Here is an 18601-nt window from a genome sequence, read left to right as displayed (position 1 = left end):
CGTTGGCGCACCTTCCTGTCCGCGCCCTCCTGGCGCCCGTCTGCTGGGAAGCCCTACCCTCTCTGAGCCAAAGCGAACGGCAATACCGAGGTGGCCCCCGCCTCCCGTAGCAAGCGTCCGGTGATGGCGAAGGTCCAGCGGGAAACGACCTCGGCGTCCACCAGCAACACCGCCCGCCCATTCACACGCGCTGCCAGCTCCGGGCTCACCGCGAAGGCGTCATGCAGGTTTTTCACCCGGAAAGGCGAGTTGACGTCCGGACTGCCGGGGTCTTTCAACGCGCCCAGGGCTCCTGCGTATTCCATGCGCCCGGTGGTGGCGATGCCTCGGGCCAGGGATTCGACCGTGTTAGGGCGGGTGAAACCGGGCACGGCTACAACAACCTCGGGCCGAGGTGGCGCGCCGCCTCCCGGACCACTTCCGTTGCCACCTCCCTCGCCCCCGCCGGCCTTCCATCCCCACTGCGCGAGGACTTGAGTCACCAGCTGGCCGATGTGGTTTGGGATCGGCTGGTCGGGCGCGCCGGGTGCCAGGAATTCGCGCAAAACCTGCCCCGGCCCCAGGTCGCTGAGCCGGGCAACGGCACGCCCCGGCTCGCACTGCTGGTCCACCGGGATTTTGCCGCTGAGGTTCACGCCGATCCGGTTCAGGTGCGCCGGCCACTGTTTGCGCGGTTCAATGATGAGGCCCACCCGGTCGAGTTCACTGCGGGCCACGGTTTGTGCTTGCGCGCTCACGGTTTCGTTCCACCACACGCCAGCGCATGTGTCGCACCGCCCGCACGCCGTGGCCGTTTCGTCGTCCAGCGTCCCCGCCAAGAACACCATTCGGCACTGCGTGGTCTTTTCGTACGCGAGCATTTCGCGGGCCTCGTCCGCCCTTGTCTGGGCCACGGCTGCGTAACGTCCAGCGTCATACGTCCACGGCACCCCGGTACGCACGTATCCCCCACGTACCCGCTGGGCCGCCCCGTCCACCGTGAGCACTTTCAGCAGTAGCTCCAACCGGTTGCGTTTGATGCCCACCAGTGGTTCCAGTGCGGGGACTGACCGCGGCTCATCCCCCAGCGCATCCAACACCGCGGTGGCGTCCTGCTCGTTGGGCATAGTGGCGTTGGCGAAGTACTCCCACACGTTTTCGTCGTCGTGCCCGGGCAACAGGAGCACGTCCGCGGAGTCGGTCGCGCGCCCAGCGCGCCCCACCTGCTGGTAGTACGCGACCGCTGAGCTGGGCGCACCCACGTGGATGACGAACCCCAGGTCCGGTTTGTCGAACCCCATCCCCAGCGCCGAGGTCGCCACCAGCGCCTTCAGCGCGTTCCCCTTGAGAGCGTCCTCAAGTTCGACCCGTTCTTCCGGGTCGGTCCCGCCGGTGTATGCGGCGACCGTGTGGCCCGCGTGGCTGAGCGCCGTGGCAATGTCTTGGGCCGCGGATTTGGTGAGCGTGTAGATGATTCCACTGCCGGTGAAGTCGTTGAGGTGTTCGGTGAGCCACGCGATCCGGTGGGCCGCCGAGGTGGTCTGGGCTACCCCTAAGCGCAGGCTTGCGCGGGACAAGGGTCCACGGATGACGCGGGTGTTGTGGCCTAACTGGGCGGCGACGTCGTCAACGACGCGAGAGTTGGCGGTTGCGGTGGTGGCCAGCACGGGGGTGTTGGCTGGCAGGTGTTCGAGGAGGGCTCCGATTCGGCGGTAGTCGGGCCTAAAGTCGTGTCCCCAGTCGGAAATGCAGTGTGCTTCGTCGACCACGATCATGCCCAGCGTGTTTTCTAGCGGAGTGAGCACCGTGTTGACGAACGTGGGGTTGGTGAGGCGTTCGGGCGATATGAGGAGCACGTCCACCTCACCGGCACGCACCTGGTGGAGCACGTCATCCCATTCGGTGGCGTTGGCCGAGTTGATAGTGAGGGCTTTTACTCCGGCCCGCGTGGCCGCGTTCACTTGGTCGCGCATGAGCGCAATCAGCGGTGAAATGATGAGCGTGGGGCCCGCGCCTTGTTCGCGTAGCAGGCGGGCAGCCACGAAGTACACGGCAGACTTACCCCACCCGGTGCGTTGCACCACCAACACGCGGGAGCGCTGATCCACCAGAGATTCGATGGCCTCGAATTGGCCGTCACGGAACTGGGCGCCAGGGTTGCCCGTGAGTTCGGTCAGGATCGCGCGCGCTCTCTGGTGCAGGGGCTCAGATGCTGTCATGTGGTTCCTCCCGGTTATCTCCACACTACTCGCCGCGCTACACACGAATTGCTTTCCCCTGGCTACAGGGCTATGTTTATCCACAAGTTCCGGGGACGGTGAAAATCCGAGACCGACGGTCAAAATCTGGATCATCGTTAAGCAGTCAGCACCCGTTGCCGTTGTGGCAACGCGGTGGATGTGGAGATCTTCCGGTGGACCCGGGGCGTCAGAAGATAAGGGTAGCGAAGCCATACCCGCGGCTCTAAATACCCTGGCCGTGCTTGAGCACATGTGAGAGCGTAGAATGCGCGATATGACGCAGTTCATTAAGGTCGTTCACACGCTCCACTACTTTGCCGAGGCACTCAGCTGGGGAGCCATCACGTACTCTGCGTTCCTCATTTTTGGGCGCGGATGGTTAGGCATTCTGTGTGGAGGTTTGGCGCTGATCGCTACTACCTCGGTGTGGTCTCTGTTCGCGTCGTCTCGCGCATTTTTCCGCAGCCCCATCGCGGTCGTGGCATCACGTGTACTGCTTTACGCGTTAGCTGTTGCAGGGCTAGTAGTAGCCGGGTTACATATCGAAGCGATCATTTTGGCTGTTCTTCTGGTGCTCACAGAAGGAATCCTCATTGGGTTTAAAGCCCACCCGGCCTTACACCCGCACAGTGGCGGTCAGGCTAGGTTGGTGTCAGACGGGAACCCTAAAACTGCCGAACGTCGCGCGCCTTCCAACCGTGGCCCCCGCATTGTGCCTGGGGTGCAGCCGACTTCGGGTGAGCAACGAACCGGGCAGTTCATGTCCCGGCGTGAAGCCCGATTGGCCCGCGAGGCTCAAGCGAAGGACGGCGGAGCTGATGCCGGTGGGAAGCCAGAATCAACGGCGCAGGCTGGTGAGGTGAAAGCCGGCAACGGGCAAAACGGAAACAGTACAGTCGGCAACGGTAAAGCCGGCAACGAGCACACCGGTGGATCGACCTCCGCCCGCATCGTTGGTGAAACGCCTAAGCGGCCGCGCAAGAAGAAACGCTGAACATCTGAAACGCTGATGTTTACCCAAATAGCGGTGACGGTTGATCCAGTGCTTCGCGCCCTCTAATCCACATGATGAATCCCAAGGCGGTGACCCCGGCGAACACAACGATTCCGGTCACGCCGGCCACCATGTTCATCACTCTTCCCACTTTGGCTGCCCAATGCATTGGGGGACCAAACATGAGCTGCTGATCTTTCAATACCCCACCGCACGTGATGGTGTATGTTCCAGGAGCGCTGTCAGAGAAACTGCCGTCATAGTGCCACCCTTGGCCACGAACACTAATGACTGTGCCTGACCCATAACCCCAATGTTTGGCTCTGTATTTTGGCCCTTGGGCCTTACATTCTTTTGACACCGCATCCGCTGCAGCACGCGATGACCCGTAAACAGCGAAGGACGATTCGCCATCGTGTTCGAAGGTGATCTGGTTGGTGAACGGCTTCAATTGGGCACCGGGCGCTGCCAATACCACACCGCAGAAACCGCCCACGATGTTCGCGCCAGCAAACACATGCAGAAGCCCAATGATTCCTGCGTAGAAGAAGATCCGTCCGGCTTTTTCCACAGTTTTCCTTTCAAACTTGTGCCCGCGTGACCGCGCATGAAGAAACGCTGTACTTTAGGCAGGGCCAAACTGCTTCTTCTGCTTGTTGCGTCCTACGATCCACAAGATGAGCCCCAGGATGGTCAGACCACCAAAGGCAAAGCCGCCAAAAATTCCAATCAGCACGGCCCCTGTTAGACCAAAGATTGACCCTAGCCCGATCGGAGGACCCACCATAAGCTGTTCATCGCTCAACGCTCCGCCACAAGTGACGGTGTATTTCCCCGCGGTTTTCGCTTCGAACGAACCGGCGTAGTGCCACTCTCCATCCGAACCGCTGGAGTAATGGCCTGACGAACCACCCTTGTACATGGCTTCGCCACCTGGCCCTTCGACCGTGCAGTCGGTCGACACCGAAGTCGCTGCCCCAGATGACCGTGCGTAGACCGTGAGGTTCGATTCACCGTCGTGATCAATGGTCGTCTCAGTATTGAACGTTTTCAGGCTGTCAGTCGTTGAGGAGATTTTGCCAAAGCTGAACACACCCATGAAAATCGCGCCGCCAATCACAAGCACGAGCCCAATAATTCCTATGAAGAAAATGATCTTTCCGGCCAGCCGCATTCCAGTCCTTTCGTTAGTGCTCCGTCTCCACTGTACGGGCACATGAAAAGATGGGGCCATGAGTTTCGGTTCCGGGTTCGATACATACACGCGGGTGAGCTATTCGGTTGCCAGCCGCGTGATCCGTGGCTACTCCACGTCTTTCTCTTTAGCCACCTCGGCCTTGAAGAACCCCGACCGCGACCGCATTCGCGCACTGTACGCGATTGTGCGCATCACCGATGAGATCGTCGACGGCGCAGCCCCCGCCTCCCCACACGATCAGCTCACGCTGGTCAATGACTTCCAGGACCGGCTCGAGTCCGCAGCACGCACCGGCTTCTCCACGGACATGCCCGTTCACGCGTTCGCGCACACTGCCCGGCAGTGCGGTATCACCCGCGAACTGTGGGCCCCGTTCTTTGACGCGATGCGTTCTGACATCGAAGGTCAGCCGCCCCTGGATCTGGACAGGTACATCCATGGGTCCGCCGAGGTCGTCGGCCTCATGTGCGTCCGTATCTTTTTCCGTGGCGCACCTCCAGAATCGCTACAAGTGGAAGAAGGTGCGCGGGCCTTGGGTAACGCGTTCCAACGGATCAACTTCCTACGCGATTACGGGCACGACGCCCGCGTACTCAACCGCACTTATGTGGCCCAAGAACTCACTGACCAGGTGAAACGTGAAGAGATCGCGCGCATCAGACAGAAACTCGCGGTGGCCCGCCCGGCAATCGACCTGCTCCCCGGTCGCGCCCGTTTGGGTGTGCTCATCGCACACGACCTTTTCGCTGAACTCACCGACCGCATCGAACAGGTTCCCGCCAGTGAACTCATGCGCACACGCATCTCAGTCCCGTCAGCCAAAAAAGCGGCACTGGCCGCGAAAGCGATGAGCCGGGCGACACCTCGGCGGGGGCGGGCACATGAGTGACACCGTGGTCATTGGTGGCGGGGTTGCCGGGCTGGCGAGCGCAATTCTGGCCGCTGACCGGGGACATCAGGTGACGCTCCTGGAGAAGAATCCGCAGGTGGGTGGCCGTGCCGGGCTGCGCAACGAGGCCGGGTTCGCGTTTGATACCGGGCCCAGCTGGTACCTCATGCCGCAGGTGTTTGAGCGGTTCTTCGCCGCGGTGGGTGAGGATATTGCTGAGCACCTTGACCTGGTCACCCTGGATCCCGGGTACCGGGTGAGCGACCGAGGTCTCTTGGACTCCGCACCCCAACTCACCGTCGATGTTCCGCACGGCTACGCGGGCGTGCGCGCGCTGTTTGAGCAGCTGGAGCCGGGCGTGGGTCCGGCGTTGGACGCCTACGTTGAGTCCGCGCGCGACACCCACGACTTAGCGCTTGAGCACTTCCTGTACACCCGGTTTGCATCCGTGCGGGAGTTCGTGTCACCCCAGGTGGCACGGCGTGCCCACCGACTACCGAGGTTCCTGGCCACCCCGCTGAGCACCATGGTTTCGCGCACCGTGACACACCCGCTTTTGCGCCAGATTTTGGGGTACCCGGCGGTGTTTTTGGGAACCGAACCGCGCCGCGCCCCGTCGCTGTTTCACCTCATGAGTTATCTGGATTTGGTGGACGGCGTGCGCTACCCCCGCGGTGGCATGTATGAGATCGTGCGGGCACTCACTCGCCTGGCTAGGGCCCGCGGGGTGGATATTCGCACGTCAACCCAGGTGGTGTCGCTTTCGTTGGAAGGTCGCACCATCGCCGAGGTGGTCGCCAGGACCGTGCCGGGTACCACCTCGGGCGGGGCTGGGCTGGAGGTATTTCCGGCTCGGAACGTGATCGCGGCGTGCGATCTGCACCACCTGGACACCGCGTTCTTGCCACCCGGTAGGCGCACCCGCAGCGTCCGCGGCTGGGGTAAACGCGACCCGGGGATTGGTGCGGTGACGCTTCTGCTGGGAGTGGATCGCAAACTGGACGCGCTGGAGCATCACAATCTGTTTTTCACTCGCGACTGGGACGCGAACTTCGACCAGATTTTCGTCGATGGGCAGTTGCCGGAGCCGGCCTCGGCGTATGTGTGCGCGCCCAGTCGCACGGATGCCACGGTGGCGCCGCCGGGGTGTGAGAACCTGTTCGTGCTCATTCCTGCACCGGCGAGCGCACATCTTACGGGCGCACAGTTGGGTGACTATGCCAGCCGGGTGATCGAGTCGCTGGGTGAGCGGGTGGGTGTGCCGGATTTGGAGTCGCACTTGCTGGTGAAGAAGGTGAGGGGGCCGGGGGACTTCACCACGCAGTTCAATGCGTGGCAAGGAACGGCGTTGGGACCGGCGAACACACTGTTTCAGTCGGCGATGTTCCGGTATCCCGTGCGCGCACCGCACGTGGACAACCTGGTTCATGCGGGCGCGTTCGCGGCCCCCGGGGTTGGGTTGCCCATGTGTCTGATCAGCGCGCACAACGCGGTGGAGGCGCTGTGAGCTGGGCGTATCTGGGCTTCCTGTTATTTTCCATCGCCGGAATGGCGATCCTGGATGCGCGGTTTAAGCTGTTTTGGTTCGCGCACCCCAGCCGAGCTGCCGTGGTCCACGGGGCGGGGTTTTTCAGCTTGTTGGCGTGGGATTTCGTGGGAATCGGCGCAGGCGTTTTCCACCGAGGCGACTCCCCCTACATGACCGGGATAAACGTGGCCCCGCACTTGCCGGTCGAAGAGCTGTTCTTCTTGTTTTTCTTGTGCTGGCTCACCATGAACCTCTACGGTTTGGCGAAGTTGGTGGCCCGCCCATGACCTACACCCTTTTCAACGTGTTCTTCCTCATTCCCGCGGTCGCGCTCCTGATGCTGGCCAGGGCACGCACACCGGGCTACTCGCGGGGCGGTTTTTGGGCGTGCCTGGTGGGACTGGTGATACTCACGGTGATTTTCGACAACCTCATGATCGCCGCGGGCCTGTTCTTCTACGCCAACGAACACACGCTGGGGATCCGCCTGGGCCTCATGCCGGTCGAAGACCTGGCCTACGTGGTGTTCACTGCACTGGCACTACCCGCCCTGTGGGAGTTGCTGGGCACAGGTGGCGACCGCGCAGGCACCCCCACCACAGCCCGCCACGACCGGAAGGACTCATAGTGCGCACGTTGTTCGAGGTCAGCCGCCCGATTTCGTGGATCAACACCGCGTTCCCATTCGGCGCCGCGTACGTGCTGGCCGGCGGGCCCCTGGGACTGGACCTGTGGCTGGGCTGCCTGTTCTTCTTAATCCCGTACAACCTGGTGATGTACGGGGTCAACGACGTGTTCGACTACGCCTCGGACGTCCACAACCCGCGCAAAGGCGGGGTCGAAGGCGCGCTCGTCAACCCCGCACGGCACCGTTTCATCCTGGTCTCAGCCACTGTGAGCGCCCTGCCGTTTGTGGCGTATTTCCTGGTCAGGTCCATAATCGTGGGACTGGAGCAGGGGAACTGGTGGGCGCTGGGCGTCTTCGTGTTGAGCATGTTCGCGGTGGTGGCATATTCGGTGGCGGGCCTGCGGTTTAAAGAGGTCCCGTTCCTTGATTCGCTCACCTCGTCCACCCACTTTTCGTCCCCCGCATGGTTTGGTCTGGCGCTGGTGGGGGCCACCCCCACCGCCGAGGTCGTTCTCACCCTGCTTGCTTTCTTCCTGTGGGGATGTGCCAGCCATGCGCTTGGCGCGGTTCAAGACGTAGTGCCTGACCGTGAGGGTGGTTTAGCGTCCATTGCCACAGTACTGGGGGCTCGTGCCACGGTCCGGTTAGCGGTTGTGCTCTACGTTGTGGCTGGCGGGCTGGTGTTGTTCACGCCGTTCCCCGTGTGGTTGGGCGCGCTCCTTGCCATTCCGTACATTCTCAACACGGGACGGTTCTGGCAGGTCACTGATACCACCTCGGGGGCGGCCAATGCGGGCTGGAAACTGTTCATTCCGCTCAACTACGCCGTGGGATTCTTCGTCACCATGCTCATGATCTGGAGCAGTATGGTGAGAGCATGAGGATTCACATTGCTGCTCTTGGTGGAACCATCGCGTCAACGGCCAGCGACACTGGTGGGGTCGCGCCCAGCGCAACCGCGCAGGCGATCGTCGAAACCGCTCGGATCGACACGCTCCCCTTCCCCGTCGACGTCACGTACGAACAAGTGGCGCAGGTGGGGTCCGGGTCGATCACGCTGGACCACGTGAGTCAGGTTGTCGAGTCGGCTAAGAAAGCGCGCGAAGAAGGCGCCACGGCGGTCGTACTCACGCAAGGCACCGACACGTTAGAAGAGACCACGTTCGCGCTGTCGCTCATGAACGATTCGGGTATTCCTATCGTGACCACCGGCGCGATGCGCAACCCCACGCTTCCCGGGACTGACGGCCCGGCGAACGTGCGTTCAGCCATCATCACAGCAGCGGACCCGCGCCTTCACATGTTGCCCGCCGTTCTCGTTTTCGCAGATGAGGTCCACGACCCGTCGCTCGTACGCAAGACTCATACCACCTCGGCCGCGCCCTTTTCTTCCGGTCCCGGGGCAGGCCCACTGGGCTGGGTGAGCGAAGACCGCCTGGTGTTCCTCCACATGCCCGCGACCCTGCCGGGCACGCTCACTCGCGCAACCTCGGGGCAAAAGGCGCAGGTGGCACTCGTGGAGGCCACGCTGGACGACTCGCTGGCCTATGTCGACTTCCTCAAGCAGGCCGGGTACAGCGCGGCGGTGCTCGCCGGTGTGGGTGGCGGGCACGTTTCCGTCAACGTGCTTGAGCGGGTCACGGCGCTGGCCACGCAGATGCCGGTGGTGTACTGCGCGCGAACCGGCGCGGGGCGCACGTTGGAGACGACCTACGGATACCCCGGCGCGGAACTCGATTTGCAGGCTGCCGGCATGATTCCCGCCGGCCGGTTGGACGCCCGAAAAGCCCGAATTCTCACCATTCTGGCGTTGGAGTCGGGCACAAAAATTGAGGACGTATTTAGCTACTTCAGACAGTAGTTTTTTGCCGCCCTTAGCGGATTCTTTACACCTCGGATTTTCGGTTTACCATGACTCACATGGAACCAATTCGAGCGCGTCTAAATGACTGCATTTCACAGATGCCACCGTCCCCTATTCGGGAACTGTTTAGGATCGCGCACGACCCGGCCATCATTAGTTTCGCCGGTGGGCACCCAGACGAAAAACTCTTCGACGTTGAAGGGATGAAGGCCGCGTACTCACACGTGTTCGACACGCAAGGTGGGCGCGCCATGCAGTACGGTGTCACCGACGGAGAATGGGAACTTCGCCAAGCCGCAGCGCAGCGGATTCGCGGAACCGGGATCAGTGCAGAAGCGAGCAACGTCCTTATCACCTCGGGCTCTCAGCAGGGGATTTCCCTGCTGGCGCACACCCTGTTTAACCCGGGTGACGTTCTTTTGTGTGAAAATCCCACGTTCATGTCTGCCCTGCAGGCGTTTGGGATGCACGGGATCGAGTTCGTGGCGATCGACACCGACGAAGGTGGCATCGTGCCCGAAGCCCTTGAGGCGGCGATCCACTACTACCGCCCCAAAGCGCTGTACACGATTCCCACGTTTCAGAACCCCACCGGGATCACCATGCCGGCGTCCAGGCGGGATCACATTGCGCAGGTGCTGTCCGAGTCGGACATGTGGCTCATTGAGGACGACCCGTATTCGGAGTTGCGGTTCACGGACGAGCGGGTGCAACCGATTAGTGCCGACCCGCGGGTTGCTGACCGGGCGTTCTACCTGGGGTCTTTGTCTAAGGTGCTCTCGCCTGGGGTGCGTATTGGGTGGATCCACGGGCCCGACGAAATCCTGGAACGTGTCACCGTGACCAAGCAGGGTACCGTCATCCAGTCCTCAACGATTGACCAGTTAGCGGTTGCGCACTACTTGGAGACGAACGACCTGGACAAGAAACTGGAGCCGGTGCGTGAAACCTACCGCCAGCGCATGCGCACCCAGGTTGATGCGCTGGACCGGGTGTTGCCCACCGGGTCCTACATTGCCGAACCCTCAGGTGGCATGTTCGTGTGGGTGTACCTGCCGGAGCGCTACGACACGTCTGAACTGGTGTACAAGGCTATTGACGCTGGTGTCATTTTTGTGCCGGGGGCACCGTTCTACATGGAAAACCCCAATTACCAGTCCATGCGTTTAACGTTCGTTTCTGCGGAACCGGATGTCATCGAAGAAGGCGTGGCACGTCTGGCCACAGTGTTCTAGTGCGGGTGTTGTAGTGGGGTCGGTTTAGTGGCGAGGCTTCGGGCGTTGGTCGACACCAGCGTGCTGGTGTCGGATCTTCTGTGGCTGGGGTTGCTCACGATGCGTGAACTGGGTGGTGTTTCCCAGGGAAGCGGCCGAGGTGGTGGCCGGGGTGACGGCGCGCGGGGCGGCGTCGCGCTGGAACTGTTTACGACCTCGGCGATCTTAGAAGAACTACGGCCGGCGCTCAGGCGCGTGTACCGGGAGCGGACCCGCCTACAGATTGGGGGCGCGTTTGAGGCGCGACGGCAGTCGATGCAGCACCTGGATATGGCCAGCATGGACATGACTCGGAGGGGTTTCGTCAAGGACCCCGACGATGCGCACCTTGATGTTGCCGCGTGGCAGGGCAGGATGGATGTGCTGGTCAGCAATGATGTGCGCGCGTTTAAGCCCGTGTCGTCGCACGTGGATGAGAAGGCTGAGCGTGGCTATGAGCTGGTGACCGGTGACGCGCTTTTGGTGCGGTTGTGGGATTCGCAGGCCGAGGTGTGTCGCGCGCATTTCGTGGACACGTGGCGTGGGTTGTATGAGCAGTATTGCCAGGAGTGGTGGATGGAGCCGGATCGCCGGGCGGTGAGTGAACAGTTCCGGCGGGCGCGGGCGTTTAAGTTGGCCAAGCGGCTCAAGGGCCTGGGTTAGGTGGGGCTGCCCCCACCCAATTACCCACCACAAGTCAGTTGTTTCCTCTCAGGGGTGGTGGGTAACTCGCCGATTTTGGGCCAAAAACGTGAACAAAACGAACAAAAAGGGTGTTTACTCTACAGACTACTTCGAGGAGTGTAGAGTAAACGCCCTCGCACACCTGTTCAACGCGAAGGTTTAGGCGCCCGGGGCGAGCGCCGATACGCCGAAACCGTTGGATCACCCTCAATCCAGAAACGCATAGGGTCATCGGCCGCTTGGCTCACTCCCACACGCGGCCCCACAGCCACCAACTCACCTGCGCGCAACTCGCCACGCACAAGCCTCACCTCAGAGCCACGATCACACAAATCAACCCCAGAGTGATCCATGGTCACACCCAGCGCGCGGGTCAAGTTTCCCGGCCCCCGCGCAAGGTGCGTAGCACTCACTCCAGGCCGGCGCCGACTGTAAGCCACCTCGGCCCCGTCAACCACCTCACCGGCCCGAATCAACACCGCCTGCGCCACACCAGCGGGGGAACACACCACATTGCAACACGTGTGCCCATGCATGGTGTACGTGTACAAGTGCCCCGCAGGCCCAAACATGACAGCGTTACGCGCAGTCTGGCCCTTGTACGCGTGAGACGCGGGATCGTCGGTGCCCGCGTACGCTTCGACCTCGGTGATCCGGACCGTCACATCTGGGGTGGCCAAAAAGCACCCGAGCAACAAACGCGCACTGGCACGCGCGTCAGGGCTGAGCCAATCGCACGCGCCCACCGGCCCGTCCGGCCGGCTCCCCACAGGACCACCCGCGTCCATCAGCACTCGACGACGTTGACCGCCAGACCACCCATCGCGGTTTCTTTGTACTTGTGGCTCATGTCTTCACCGGTGGACCGCATGGTTTCGATCACTTCGTCGAGGCTCACCCGGTGCGTCCCGTCGCCCCACAGCGCCATCTTGGCCGCGTTAATGGCCTTGCCGGCAGCAATTGCGTTGCGTTCAATACAAGGCACCTGTACCAGGCCGGCGATCGGGTCGCATGTGAGCCCCAGGTTGTGCTCCATGGCGATCTCGGCCGCGTTTTCCACCTGTTCAGGGGTCCCGCCCATGACCTGTGCCAACGCCCCAGCCGCCATCGACGAAGCCGAACCTACCTCACCCTGGCATCCCACCTCGGCGCCAGAAATCGAAGCCTTTTCCTTGTACAACCCGCCAATTGCGGCCGCGGTCAGCAGGAACTCCACGATCGCGTCCGCGCGCCCCTGCGGCCCAGCGTCCACGACCCGGTCCACAAAGTGCAGCGCGTAGTACATCACCGCAGGGATGATCCCGGCAGCCCCGTTGGTGGGCGCAGTCACGACCCGCCCGCCGGACGCGTTCTCCTCGTTCACCGCCAACGCGATCAGGTTGACCCACTCCTGGTAGAACTTGGGGTCGTTGTTGGGGTCCTCGGCTTTCAACCGCAGGAACCAGTCGTGGGCGCGCCGCTTCACCTTCAGCCCGCCCGGCAGGTACCCGGTGCGGTCCAGCGACGACATCGCACATTCGTCCATCACGGAGTAAATGTGGAGCAGCCCTTCGCGGATCTCCTCCTCTGTGCGCTCTTGAAGCTCGTTGGCCATCACGATCTCCCACAGCGCCAGGTTGTTTTCCTTAGAAATGCGCAGAAGGTCGGCTGCGGAAGTGTATTCGTATACCGGCGCCGAGGTCGTTCCCTCTGACCCGGCACCCCCGGCTTCCGCGTTGGTGGGTTCAGTAGCCGCATCTTCTTCTGGAAGCTGGGACAGGTCCTCACCGAGGACGGTGGTTCCAGCGATGTGGTCGTGGGTTTCGTGGATGACGTCGGGGGTGTGGAGTTCACCACCAATGGGTTCGTTTTCGTCGGACTCTGCGACCACGAACCCGCCACCAACGGAGTAATACGTTTCCTTCGCTAGTTCTTCTCCAGCGGCGTCGAACGCGGTGAGCGTCATGGCGTTGGTGTGACGTTCGAGCACGGTGAGTGGCCGTTTCACCATGTCGTCTTCAGTGAGTTTGATGTCGCGCACGTCGCCAAAGCGGACGGCACCCGTCTGGGCCATGCGCGCTTTGCGCTGGTCCATGTCGTTGGCTTCGACTTCTTCGGGCTTACACCCTTCGAGTCCCAGCAGGATCGCGTCGAATGTGCCGTGGCCACGCCCTGTTGCCGCCAGGGACCCGAACACGTCCACACGCACAGAGGCGAGCTCGTCTACCCGTTCCCCCACCAGCTCAACAAAACTGGCTGCGGCACGCATGGGCCCTACCGTGTGTGACGACGATGGCCCCACTCCTACTGAGAAAAGTTCGAAAACACTTACTGGCATCGTTGTCCTCCCTGTTCCACCTCGACGGTTCCACGCCGAACTCTCAAAACAAGCACCAAAAAGGGGGTACGGGACTCTGCGTGAGCGAGTCTCGCACCCCCTGTGAACGTTTTAGAGCTTGTTCTGTTCTGCGTATGCGGCTGCGTCCATGAGTTCGCCGGCTTCAGTTGCGGCGACTTCGAAGATCCAGCCTTCACCGTAGGTGTCGTCGTTTACCAGGGTTGGGTTGTCTTCGAGTGCTTCGTTGACGGCTACAACTTCACCGGAAACTGGTGAGATGAGGTCGGACACCGACTTGGTCGATTCGATTTCACCACACGCTTCACCAGCGGTGATGCTGTCACCAACCTGGGGTGCGTCTACGAATACGACCTCACCAAGCGCATCCGATGCGACTTCGGTAATACCAACGCGCACGGTCGCCCCAGCGATTGCGTCAGGAGCTGCGTTGACCCATTCGTGGTCTGCGGAGTAGGACAGTTCTTTTGGAAGGTTAACCATGTGTGTTCCTTTCGTGGTGCCCGAGCTGGGGCACGATGGGCATCACTTCAAGTGTGCCTCATGTATGGGTTGTTCAGTGCAAAAAGTTCTAACTTTTCGGGTCAGGATTCGCGACGGTAGAACGGGGTTTCTACCACGGTGAAGGGGTAGCGCTTGCCGCGGATGTCGGCTTCCAGTTCGGTTCCCGCTTCTGCCTGGTCCACGTCCACGTATGCAAGGGCAATGGGGTGTCCCAGGGTGGGGGAAGGCTGTCCCGAGGTGACCGTCCCTACCGTCTTTTCGCCAGCTTTGATTTCGGCACCGCTGCGGGCGGCGCGACGGCCGGACGAGCTAAGGCCAACCAGGGTGCGACTGACCTTCGACGTGTCCAGCTTCTCGAGTGCTTCGCGTCCTACGAATTCTGTCTTGTTCTTCAGCGCACCTGCGACCATGCCACCCATGCCTGCTTCGACTGGGGTGATGTCGTTGGTGAGTTCGTTGCCGAACAGTGGCATTCCGGCTTCCAGGCGTAGTGAGTCGCGCGCAGCCAGGCCGGCTGGCACCAGATCGAACGTTGCGTCGACCTCGGTCAGCACATTCCACAGCTCTTCTGCGCCTGCGTTGGGCAGGTACAGTTCGAATCCGTCTTCGCCGGTGTACCCGGTGCGGGCCAACAGAATGTCCAGGCCACCTACCTTCAGTGGTGCCCATGCGTAGTAGGCCAGTTCCTTGATGGCGTTGCGGGCTTCGTCGGAGTCCTGCGTGGACAGCAGAATGTCTTCAGAAGCGGGCCCCTGCACTGCGATCAATGCGGTGTCGGCCGATTCGTCGGTTACCGTGACGTCGGCACCGGGGTTAGCGGCCAGGAACGCATCTACTCGCTTCGTGAACGCTTCCACGTCAGCCGGGGTGTTCGACGCGTTGGGCACGATCAGGTATTCGTCTTCTGCCAGACGGTACGTGATGAGGTCGTCCATCAGGTGCCCGTTTTCATCAATGAGCAGACCGTACTTAGCCTTGCCCACTTTCATGGAGGAGTACTTGGACAACATCGCGTAGTCCAGGTAGTCCCCAGCCTGGGCACCTTTCACGCGGACTTCTCCCATGTGGGAGAGGTCGAACAGACCGGCGGTGCCACGCACTGCGCGGTGTTCGTCCAGTTCGTTCTGGTACTTCAGTGGCATCTCCCAGCCACCAAAGTCGGTGAACGAAGCGCCCAGCTTTTCATGGATGTCATACAGCGGAGTGTGTTTGGTCATCGTCGACTCCTTTGAGTGTGAGGTTGATTAGATCGAGATTGCGACGAGGTCGAAGTTCGCATCGACGTCGAACGCTTCGAGTGGCGGGCAGAACGGCACCAGCTTGCGGTCACCCATCGCGTTGTTGATACGTCCCACAGGTGGGAAGTACTTGTTGCGTTTGAGGCTGGACACTGGGTACACGGCCTGCTCACGGCTGTACTTGCGGTCCCACTCTTCGCCCAACACCACGGTTGCAGTGTGTGGGGCGTGTGCCAGAGGCGACTCTTCGTAGCTGTAATCAGAACCAATCGCCGTGATCTCTTGGTGGATCTTCTTCATCGCAACAATGAAGCGGTCCAGTTCGGTCTTAGATTCGGATTCGGTTGGTTCGAACATCACGGTTCCCGCAACGGGGAACGCCAAGGTTGGTGCGTGGAACCCAAAGTCCATGAGGCGCTTGCACAGGTCTTCAGCGGTCACCCCGTACTGAGCGGTGATCTCTTTCAAGTCCAGAATGCATTCGTGTGCCACGTACCCGGTGTTACCGGTGTACAGGGTTGGGAAGTAGTCCTGCAGTTCACGAGACACGTAGTTGGCGGTGAGCAGTGAGTGCTCGGTTGCTACGCGCAGTCCCTGCTGCCCCATGAGCTTGATGTATGCCCAGGAAATCGGGGTCACACCAGCCGAGCCCTGGAAGGCACCGGAGACAGGCAGTCCGTCCGCGTTGCTTCCGTCCACGTACTGTTCGTCCAGTGGGTTGCCTGGAAGGTATTCGGCCAGGTGAGCACCTACCGCGATAGGCCCAACACCGGGGCCACCGCCACCGTGTGGGATAGCGAAGGTCTTGTGCAGGTTCAAGTGCGAAGCATCCCCGCCGATCTGACCCAGCTTGGCCCAACCGATCGTGGCGTTGAGGTTCGCCCCGTCGATGTAGACCTGGCCACCGGCTTCGTGAACCATGTCGCACACTTTGCGCACGTCAGCTTCGAAAACCCCGTGGGTGGAAGGGTAGGTGATCATGATTCCGGCGACCCGGTCACCGTGTTCAGCGATCTTGGCGCCCAAGTCTTCCACGTCGATCGACCCGTCTTCAGCGGACGCAACCGTCACCACGTCGAACCCAGCCAACGCACCGGAGCTCGCGTTGGTTCCGTGAGCAGAAGCCGGAATGAGGATCTTGTCGCGCTGTGACTGCCCGTTTGCTTCGTGGTACGCCTTGAACGCAAGCAGACCCGCAAGCTCACCCTGTGATCCCGCGTTGGGCTGCAGGGATACTTTGTCGTACCCGGTGATTTCGGCCAGCATCTCTTCCAGTTCCGTGAGCAACTGGGTCCAGCCTTGAGTCTGCTGGGCTGGTGCGAACGGGTGGATGGACGCGAATTCCGGCCACGTGATGGGTTCCATCTCGACTGCCGCGTTGAGCTTCATGGTGCATGAACCTAGCGGAATCATGGTGCGGTCCAGCGCCAGGTCGCGGTCGGCGAGTTCGCGCATGTAGCGCATCATGTCGGATTCGGAGCCGTAGGAGTTGAAGGTTGGGTGGGTGAGGAACTCCGAGGTGCGCACCAGGTTTTCCGGCAACTGCGGCGCTGCCACGTGCCCCGGCCCGAACGTTCCTTCGCCGGCCTTGTCGAACTCGTCAGCGTCAATGGATTCGCTGGCACCCAGTGCTTCAAGCAGGGTGTTTGCCACAGCCACGTCGTGTGACTCACCAAATGACACACCCACGTGAGTGGCGTCGATGTGGCGGATGTTGATGCCTGCTTCATCCGCGGCTGCGACAGCGGCCGCGGCGTCTGCAACCTTGAGCGTCACGGTGTCAAAGAACGTACTTGTTACCACCTCGGCGCCGGAAATACTTGCCGCGCACTGTGCGAACGCGTGCGCCAAACGGTGAATGCGGCTGGCAATGCGCGTCAGCCCGGCCGGCCCATGGTAGACCGCGTAGAACCCGGCCATGTCAGCGAGCAGAGCCTGCGCGGTGGTGATGTTCGAGGTGGCCTTTTCGCGGCGAATGTGCTGTTCGCGCGTCTGCAGGGCGAGGCGGTAAGCGGCCTTGCCTTCAGGGTCGGTTGACACACCAACCAGACGACCTGGCAGCTGACGGCGCAGCTTGCTGGTGACTGATAGGAAACCGGCGTGCGGCCCACCAAAGAACAGCGGCACACCCAGGCGCTGGGCGGACCCAACGGCGATGTCGGCGCCCTGCTCACCAGGCGACTTCATGAGGGTGAGAGCCAGAAGGTCGGTCGCGAACACCACCAACGCGTTGCGTTCCTTGGCACCCCGCACAGCGTCGTCGAAGTTCCGGATTTCACCCGAGGTACCCACCTGGGCGCACACGATGCCAAACACGTCGTCACCCACCAGCCCCTGGGACAGGTCAGCGACCTGCACCTGGAAGTCCATGGCATGCGCACGGGTGCGCACAACCGAGATGACCTGCGGGTGCAGTTCGGAGTCCAGAACAACCGTGGAGCCCTTCTTGTTGGCCCGGCGCATGAGCAAAACAGCTTCTGCGGTTGCGGTGGCTTCGTCCAGGAGCGAAGCGTTGGCGATGGGCAGACCAGTCATGTCGATGACGACCTGCTGGAAGTTCATGAGCGCTTCCAGACGACCCTGGGAGATCTCAGCCTGGTACGGGGTGTATGCGGTGTACCAGGCTGGGTTTTCGGCAACGTTGCGGCGAATAACGGCTGGGGTGATGGTGTCGTAGTACCCCTGACCAATCATCTGCACACGCATCTGGTTCTTGCCCGCGATTTCCCGCAACTGCTCCAGAACCACGTGCTCATCCAGACCCTGTTGCAGATCAAGTTCGCCTTCGAACTGAACGTTTTGTGGCAACGCCTGACGAACCAGATCTTCGAGCGTGTCCACGCCAATCGCGTCGAGCATCTGCTGGGTTTCGTGGGCACGGGCGCCAATGTGGCGGTCAGAAAATGGCCGAGGTGCATCCCCTGTTACGGCGGAAGTGACGGCCATCGATGTTGCAGGTTGGTGGGAACCGGTGGTCATATGAGTCCTCACGTAGGAACGATTACATCGGTTTCCTCCCCGCTCTGTCACCTGATCCGCGCACGTGCTTCGATGACTGGCGTGGATCGGGCTTCAGAATGCCTTTGTGCTTGGGTGTGTTGGCCTGAGAGTTTCCGGGGGAGGGAATTGCCCCTTCGGCGACGCAGCGTGTGCGCCTCTCCCCAAGCACGTTAAAACGGCTATTGAGTTGGGTTATTCAGTTGTCAGTTGTTCACTTATCTTAGTTGCTGTCTATCTTAATCACGTTCTGGCGCGTGCGGGGTTTCG

At 61.4% G+C, this 18601-nt stretch carries 17 protein-coding genes and 1 riboswitch; of the genes, 9 read left to right on the top strand and 8 right to left on the bottom strand.

Annotated features, from left to right (window positions below; translation table 11 throughout):
• Positions 1-53: 53 nt before the first annotated feature.
• On the bottom strand, positions 54-2198 hold the full coding sequence (locus JOE56_RS06485) for a RecQ family ATP-dependent DNA helicase (RefSeq protein WP_204515343.1): 2145 nt from the start codon (positions 2196-2198) through the stop codon (positions 54-56).
• A 295-nt stretch (positions 2199-2493) separates the two neighbouring features.
• Between JOE56_RS06485 and JOE56_RS06480 the strand changes: the two genes are divergently transcribed.
• Positions 2494-3213: a DUF2568 domain-containing protein gene (locus tag JOE56_RS06480; protein ID WP_204515342.1), complete on the top strand. Its 720-nt coding sequence runs from the start codon at positions 2494-2496 to the stop codon at positions 3211-3213.
• A gap of 19 nt (positions 3214-3232) precedes the next feature.
• On the opposite strand, the gene JOE56_RS06475 is transcribed toward JOE56_RS06480, so the two are convergent.
• Positions 3233-3784, bottom strand: a complete 552-nt coding sequence (locus JOE56_RS06475) for a hypothetical protein (protein WP_204515341.1) — start codon at positions 3782-3784, stop codon at positions 3233-3235.
• Between the two features lie 54 nt (positions 3785-3838).
• Positions 3839-4387 (bottom strand): hypothetical protein, encoded by a 549-nt coding sequence (locus JOE56_RS06470; RefSeq protein WP_204515340.1) that lies wholly within the window; start codon positions 4385-4387, stop codon positions 3839-3841.
• 58 nt (positions 4388-4445) lie between these two features.
• Between JOE56_RS06470 and JOE56_RS06465 the strand changes: the two genes are divergently transcribed.
• Genes JOE56_RS06465 through JOE56_RS06430 form a run of 8 tightly spaced genes read left to right on the top strand, consistent with a single transcriptional unit; the run spans position 4446 to position 11236 of the window.
• The gene (locus JOE56_RS06465) at positions 4446-5300 is read left to right on the top strand and encodes a phytoene/squalene synthase family protein (protein ID WP_204515339.1); all 855 of its coding nucleotides are present in this window, start codon (positions 4446-4448) and stop codon (positions 5298-5300) included.
• Positions 5293-6807 (top strand): phytoene desaturase family protein, encoded by a 1515-nt coding sequence (crtI, locus tag JOE56_RS06460; protein ID WP_204515338.1) that lies wholly within the window; start codon positions 5293-5295, stop codon positions 6805-6807. Before JOE56_RS06465 ends, crtI begins: the two co-directional genes overlap by 8 nt.
• Positions 6804-7115 carry a lycopene cyclase domain-containing protein gene (locus tag JOE56_RS06455; protein ID WP_204515337.1) on the top strand — a complete coding sequence of 104 codons (312 nt, stop codon included), beginning with the start codon at positions 6804-6806 and terminating at the stop codon, positions 7113-7115. Before crtI ends, JOE56_RS06455 begins: the two co-directional genes overlap by 4 nt.
• Complete coding sequence (locus JOE56_RS06450; protein WP_204515336.1) at positions 7112-7456, top strand: lycopene cyclase domain-containing protein; 345 nt, start codon at positions 7112-7114, stop codon at positions 7454-7456. Before JOE56_RS06455 ends, JOE56_RS06450 begins: the two co-directional genes overlap by 4 nt.
• Positions 7456-8337, top strand: coding sequence for a prenyltransferase (locus JOE56_RS06445; protein ID WP_204515335.1), 882 nt, complete (start codon positions 7456-7458; stop codon positions 8335-8337). Before JOE56_RS06450 ends, JOE56_RS06445 begins: the two co-directional genes overlap by 1 nt.
• The gene (locus JOE56_RS06440; RefSeq protein WP_204515334.1) at positions 8334-9317 is read left to right on the top strand and encodes an asparaginase; all 984 of its coding nucleotides are present in this window, start codon (positions 8334-8336) and stop codon (positions 9315-9317) included. Before JOE56_RS06445 ends, JOE56_RS06440 begins: the two co-directional genes overlap by 4 nt.
• Positions 9318-9376: 59 nt before the next feature.
• Positions 9377-10555, top strand: coding sequence for an aminotransferase-like domain-containing protein (locus JOE56_RS06435; RefSeq protein WP_239530386.1), 1179 nt, complete (start codon positions 9377-9379; stop codon positions 10553-10555).
• Positions 10556-10582: 27 nt separating this feature from the next.
• Positions 10583-11236: a hypothetical protein gene (locus JOE56_RS06430; RefSeq protein ID WP_204515333.1), complete on the top strand. Its 654-nt coding sequence runs from the start codon at positions 10583-10585 to the stop codon at positions 11234-11236.
• A 167-nt stretch (positions 11237-11403) separates the two neighbouring features.
• Here the strand turns inward: JOE56_RS06430 and JOE56_RS06425 are convergent, their stop codons facing one another.
• The 5 genes from JOE56_RS06425 to gcvP form a co-directional block, all read right to left on the bottom strand.
• Positions 11404-12045 (bottom strand): DNA-3-methyladenine glycosylase, encoded by a 642-nt coding sequence (locus JOE56_RS06425; RefSeq protein WP_239530646.1) that lies wholly within the window; start codon positions 12043-12045, stop codon positions 11404-11406.
• Positions 12045-13574, bottom strand: a complete 1530-nt coding sequence (locus JOE56_RS06420) for an L-serine ammonia-lyase (protein ID WP_204515331.1) — start codon at positions 13572-13574, stop codon at positions 12045-12047. The genes JOE56_RS06425 and JOE56_RS06420 overlap by 1 nt, the downstream gene beginning before the upstream one ends.
• A 111-nt stretch (positions 13575-13685) precedes the next feature.
• Positions 13686-14075, bottom strand: coding sequence for a glycine cleavage system protein GcvH (gene gcvH, locus JOE56_RS06415; RefSeq protein WP_204515330.1), 390 nt, complete (start codon positions 14073-14075; stop codon positions 13686-13688).
• Positions 14076-14176: 101 nt separating this feature from the next.
• Entirely contained in the window at positions 14177-15313 is a 1137-nt protein-coding gene (gene gcvT, locus JOE56_RS06410) for a glycine cleavage system aminomethyltransferase GcvT (RefSeq protein ID WP_204515329.1), read from the bottom strand.
• Positions 15314-15340: 27 nt separating this feature from the next.
• The gene (gcvP, locus tag JOE56_RS06405) at positions 15341-18313 is read right to left on the bottom strand and encodes an aminomethyl-transferring glycine dehydrogenase (RefSeq protein ID WP_420867785.1); all 2973 of its coding nucleotides are present in this window, start codon (positions 18311-18313) and stop codon (positions 15341-15343) included.
• Between the two features lie 102 nt (positions 18314-18415).
• Positions 18416-18507: riboswitch (glycine riboswitch) on the bottom strand.
• Between the last annotated feature and the right edge of the window lie 94 nt (positions 18508-18601).

Origin of the sequence: Brevibacterium paucivorans (genome assembly GCF_016907735.1) — a bacterium.
Lineage (GTDB): Bacteria > Actinomycetota > Actinomycetes > Actinomycetales > Brevibacteriaceae > Brevibacterium > Brevibacterium paucivorans.
Note: the sequence above shows the minus strand (reverse complement) of the source record. Positions and strands in the feature narration are given on the sequence as shown.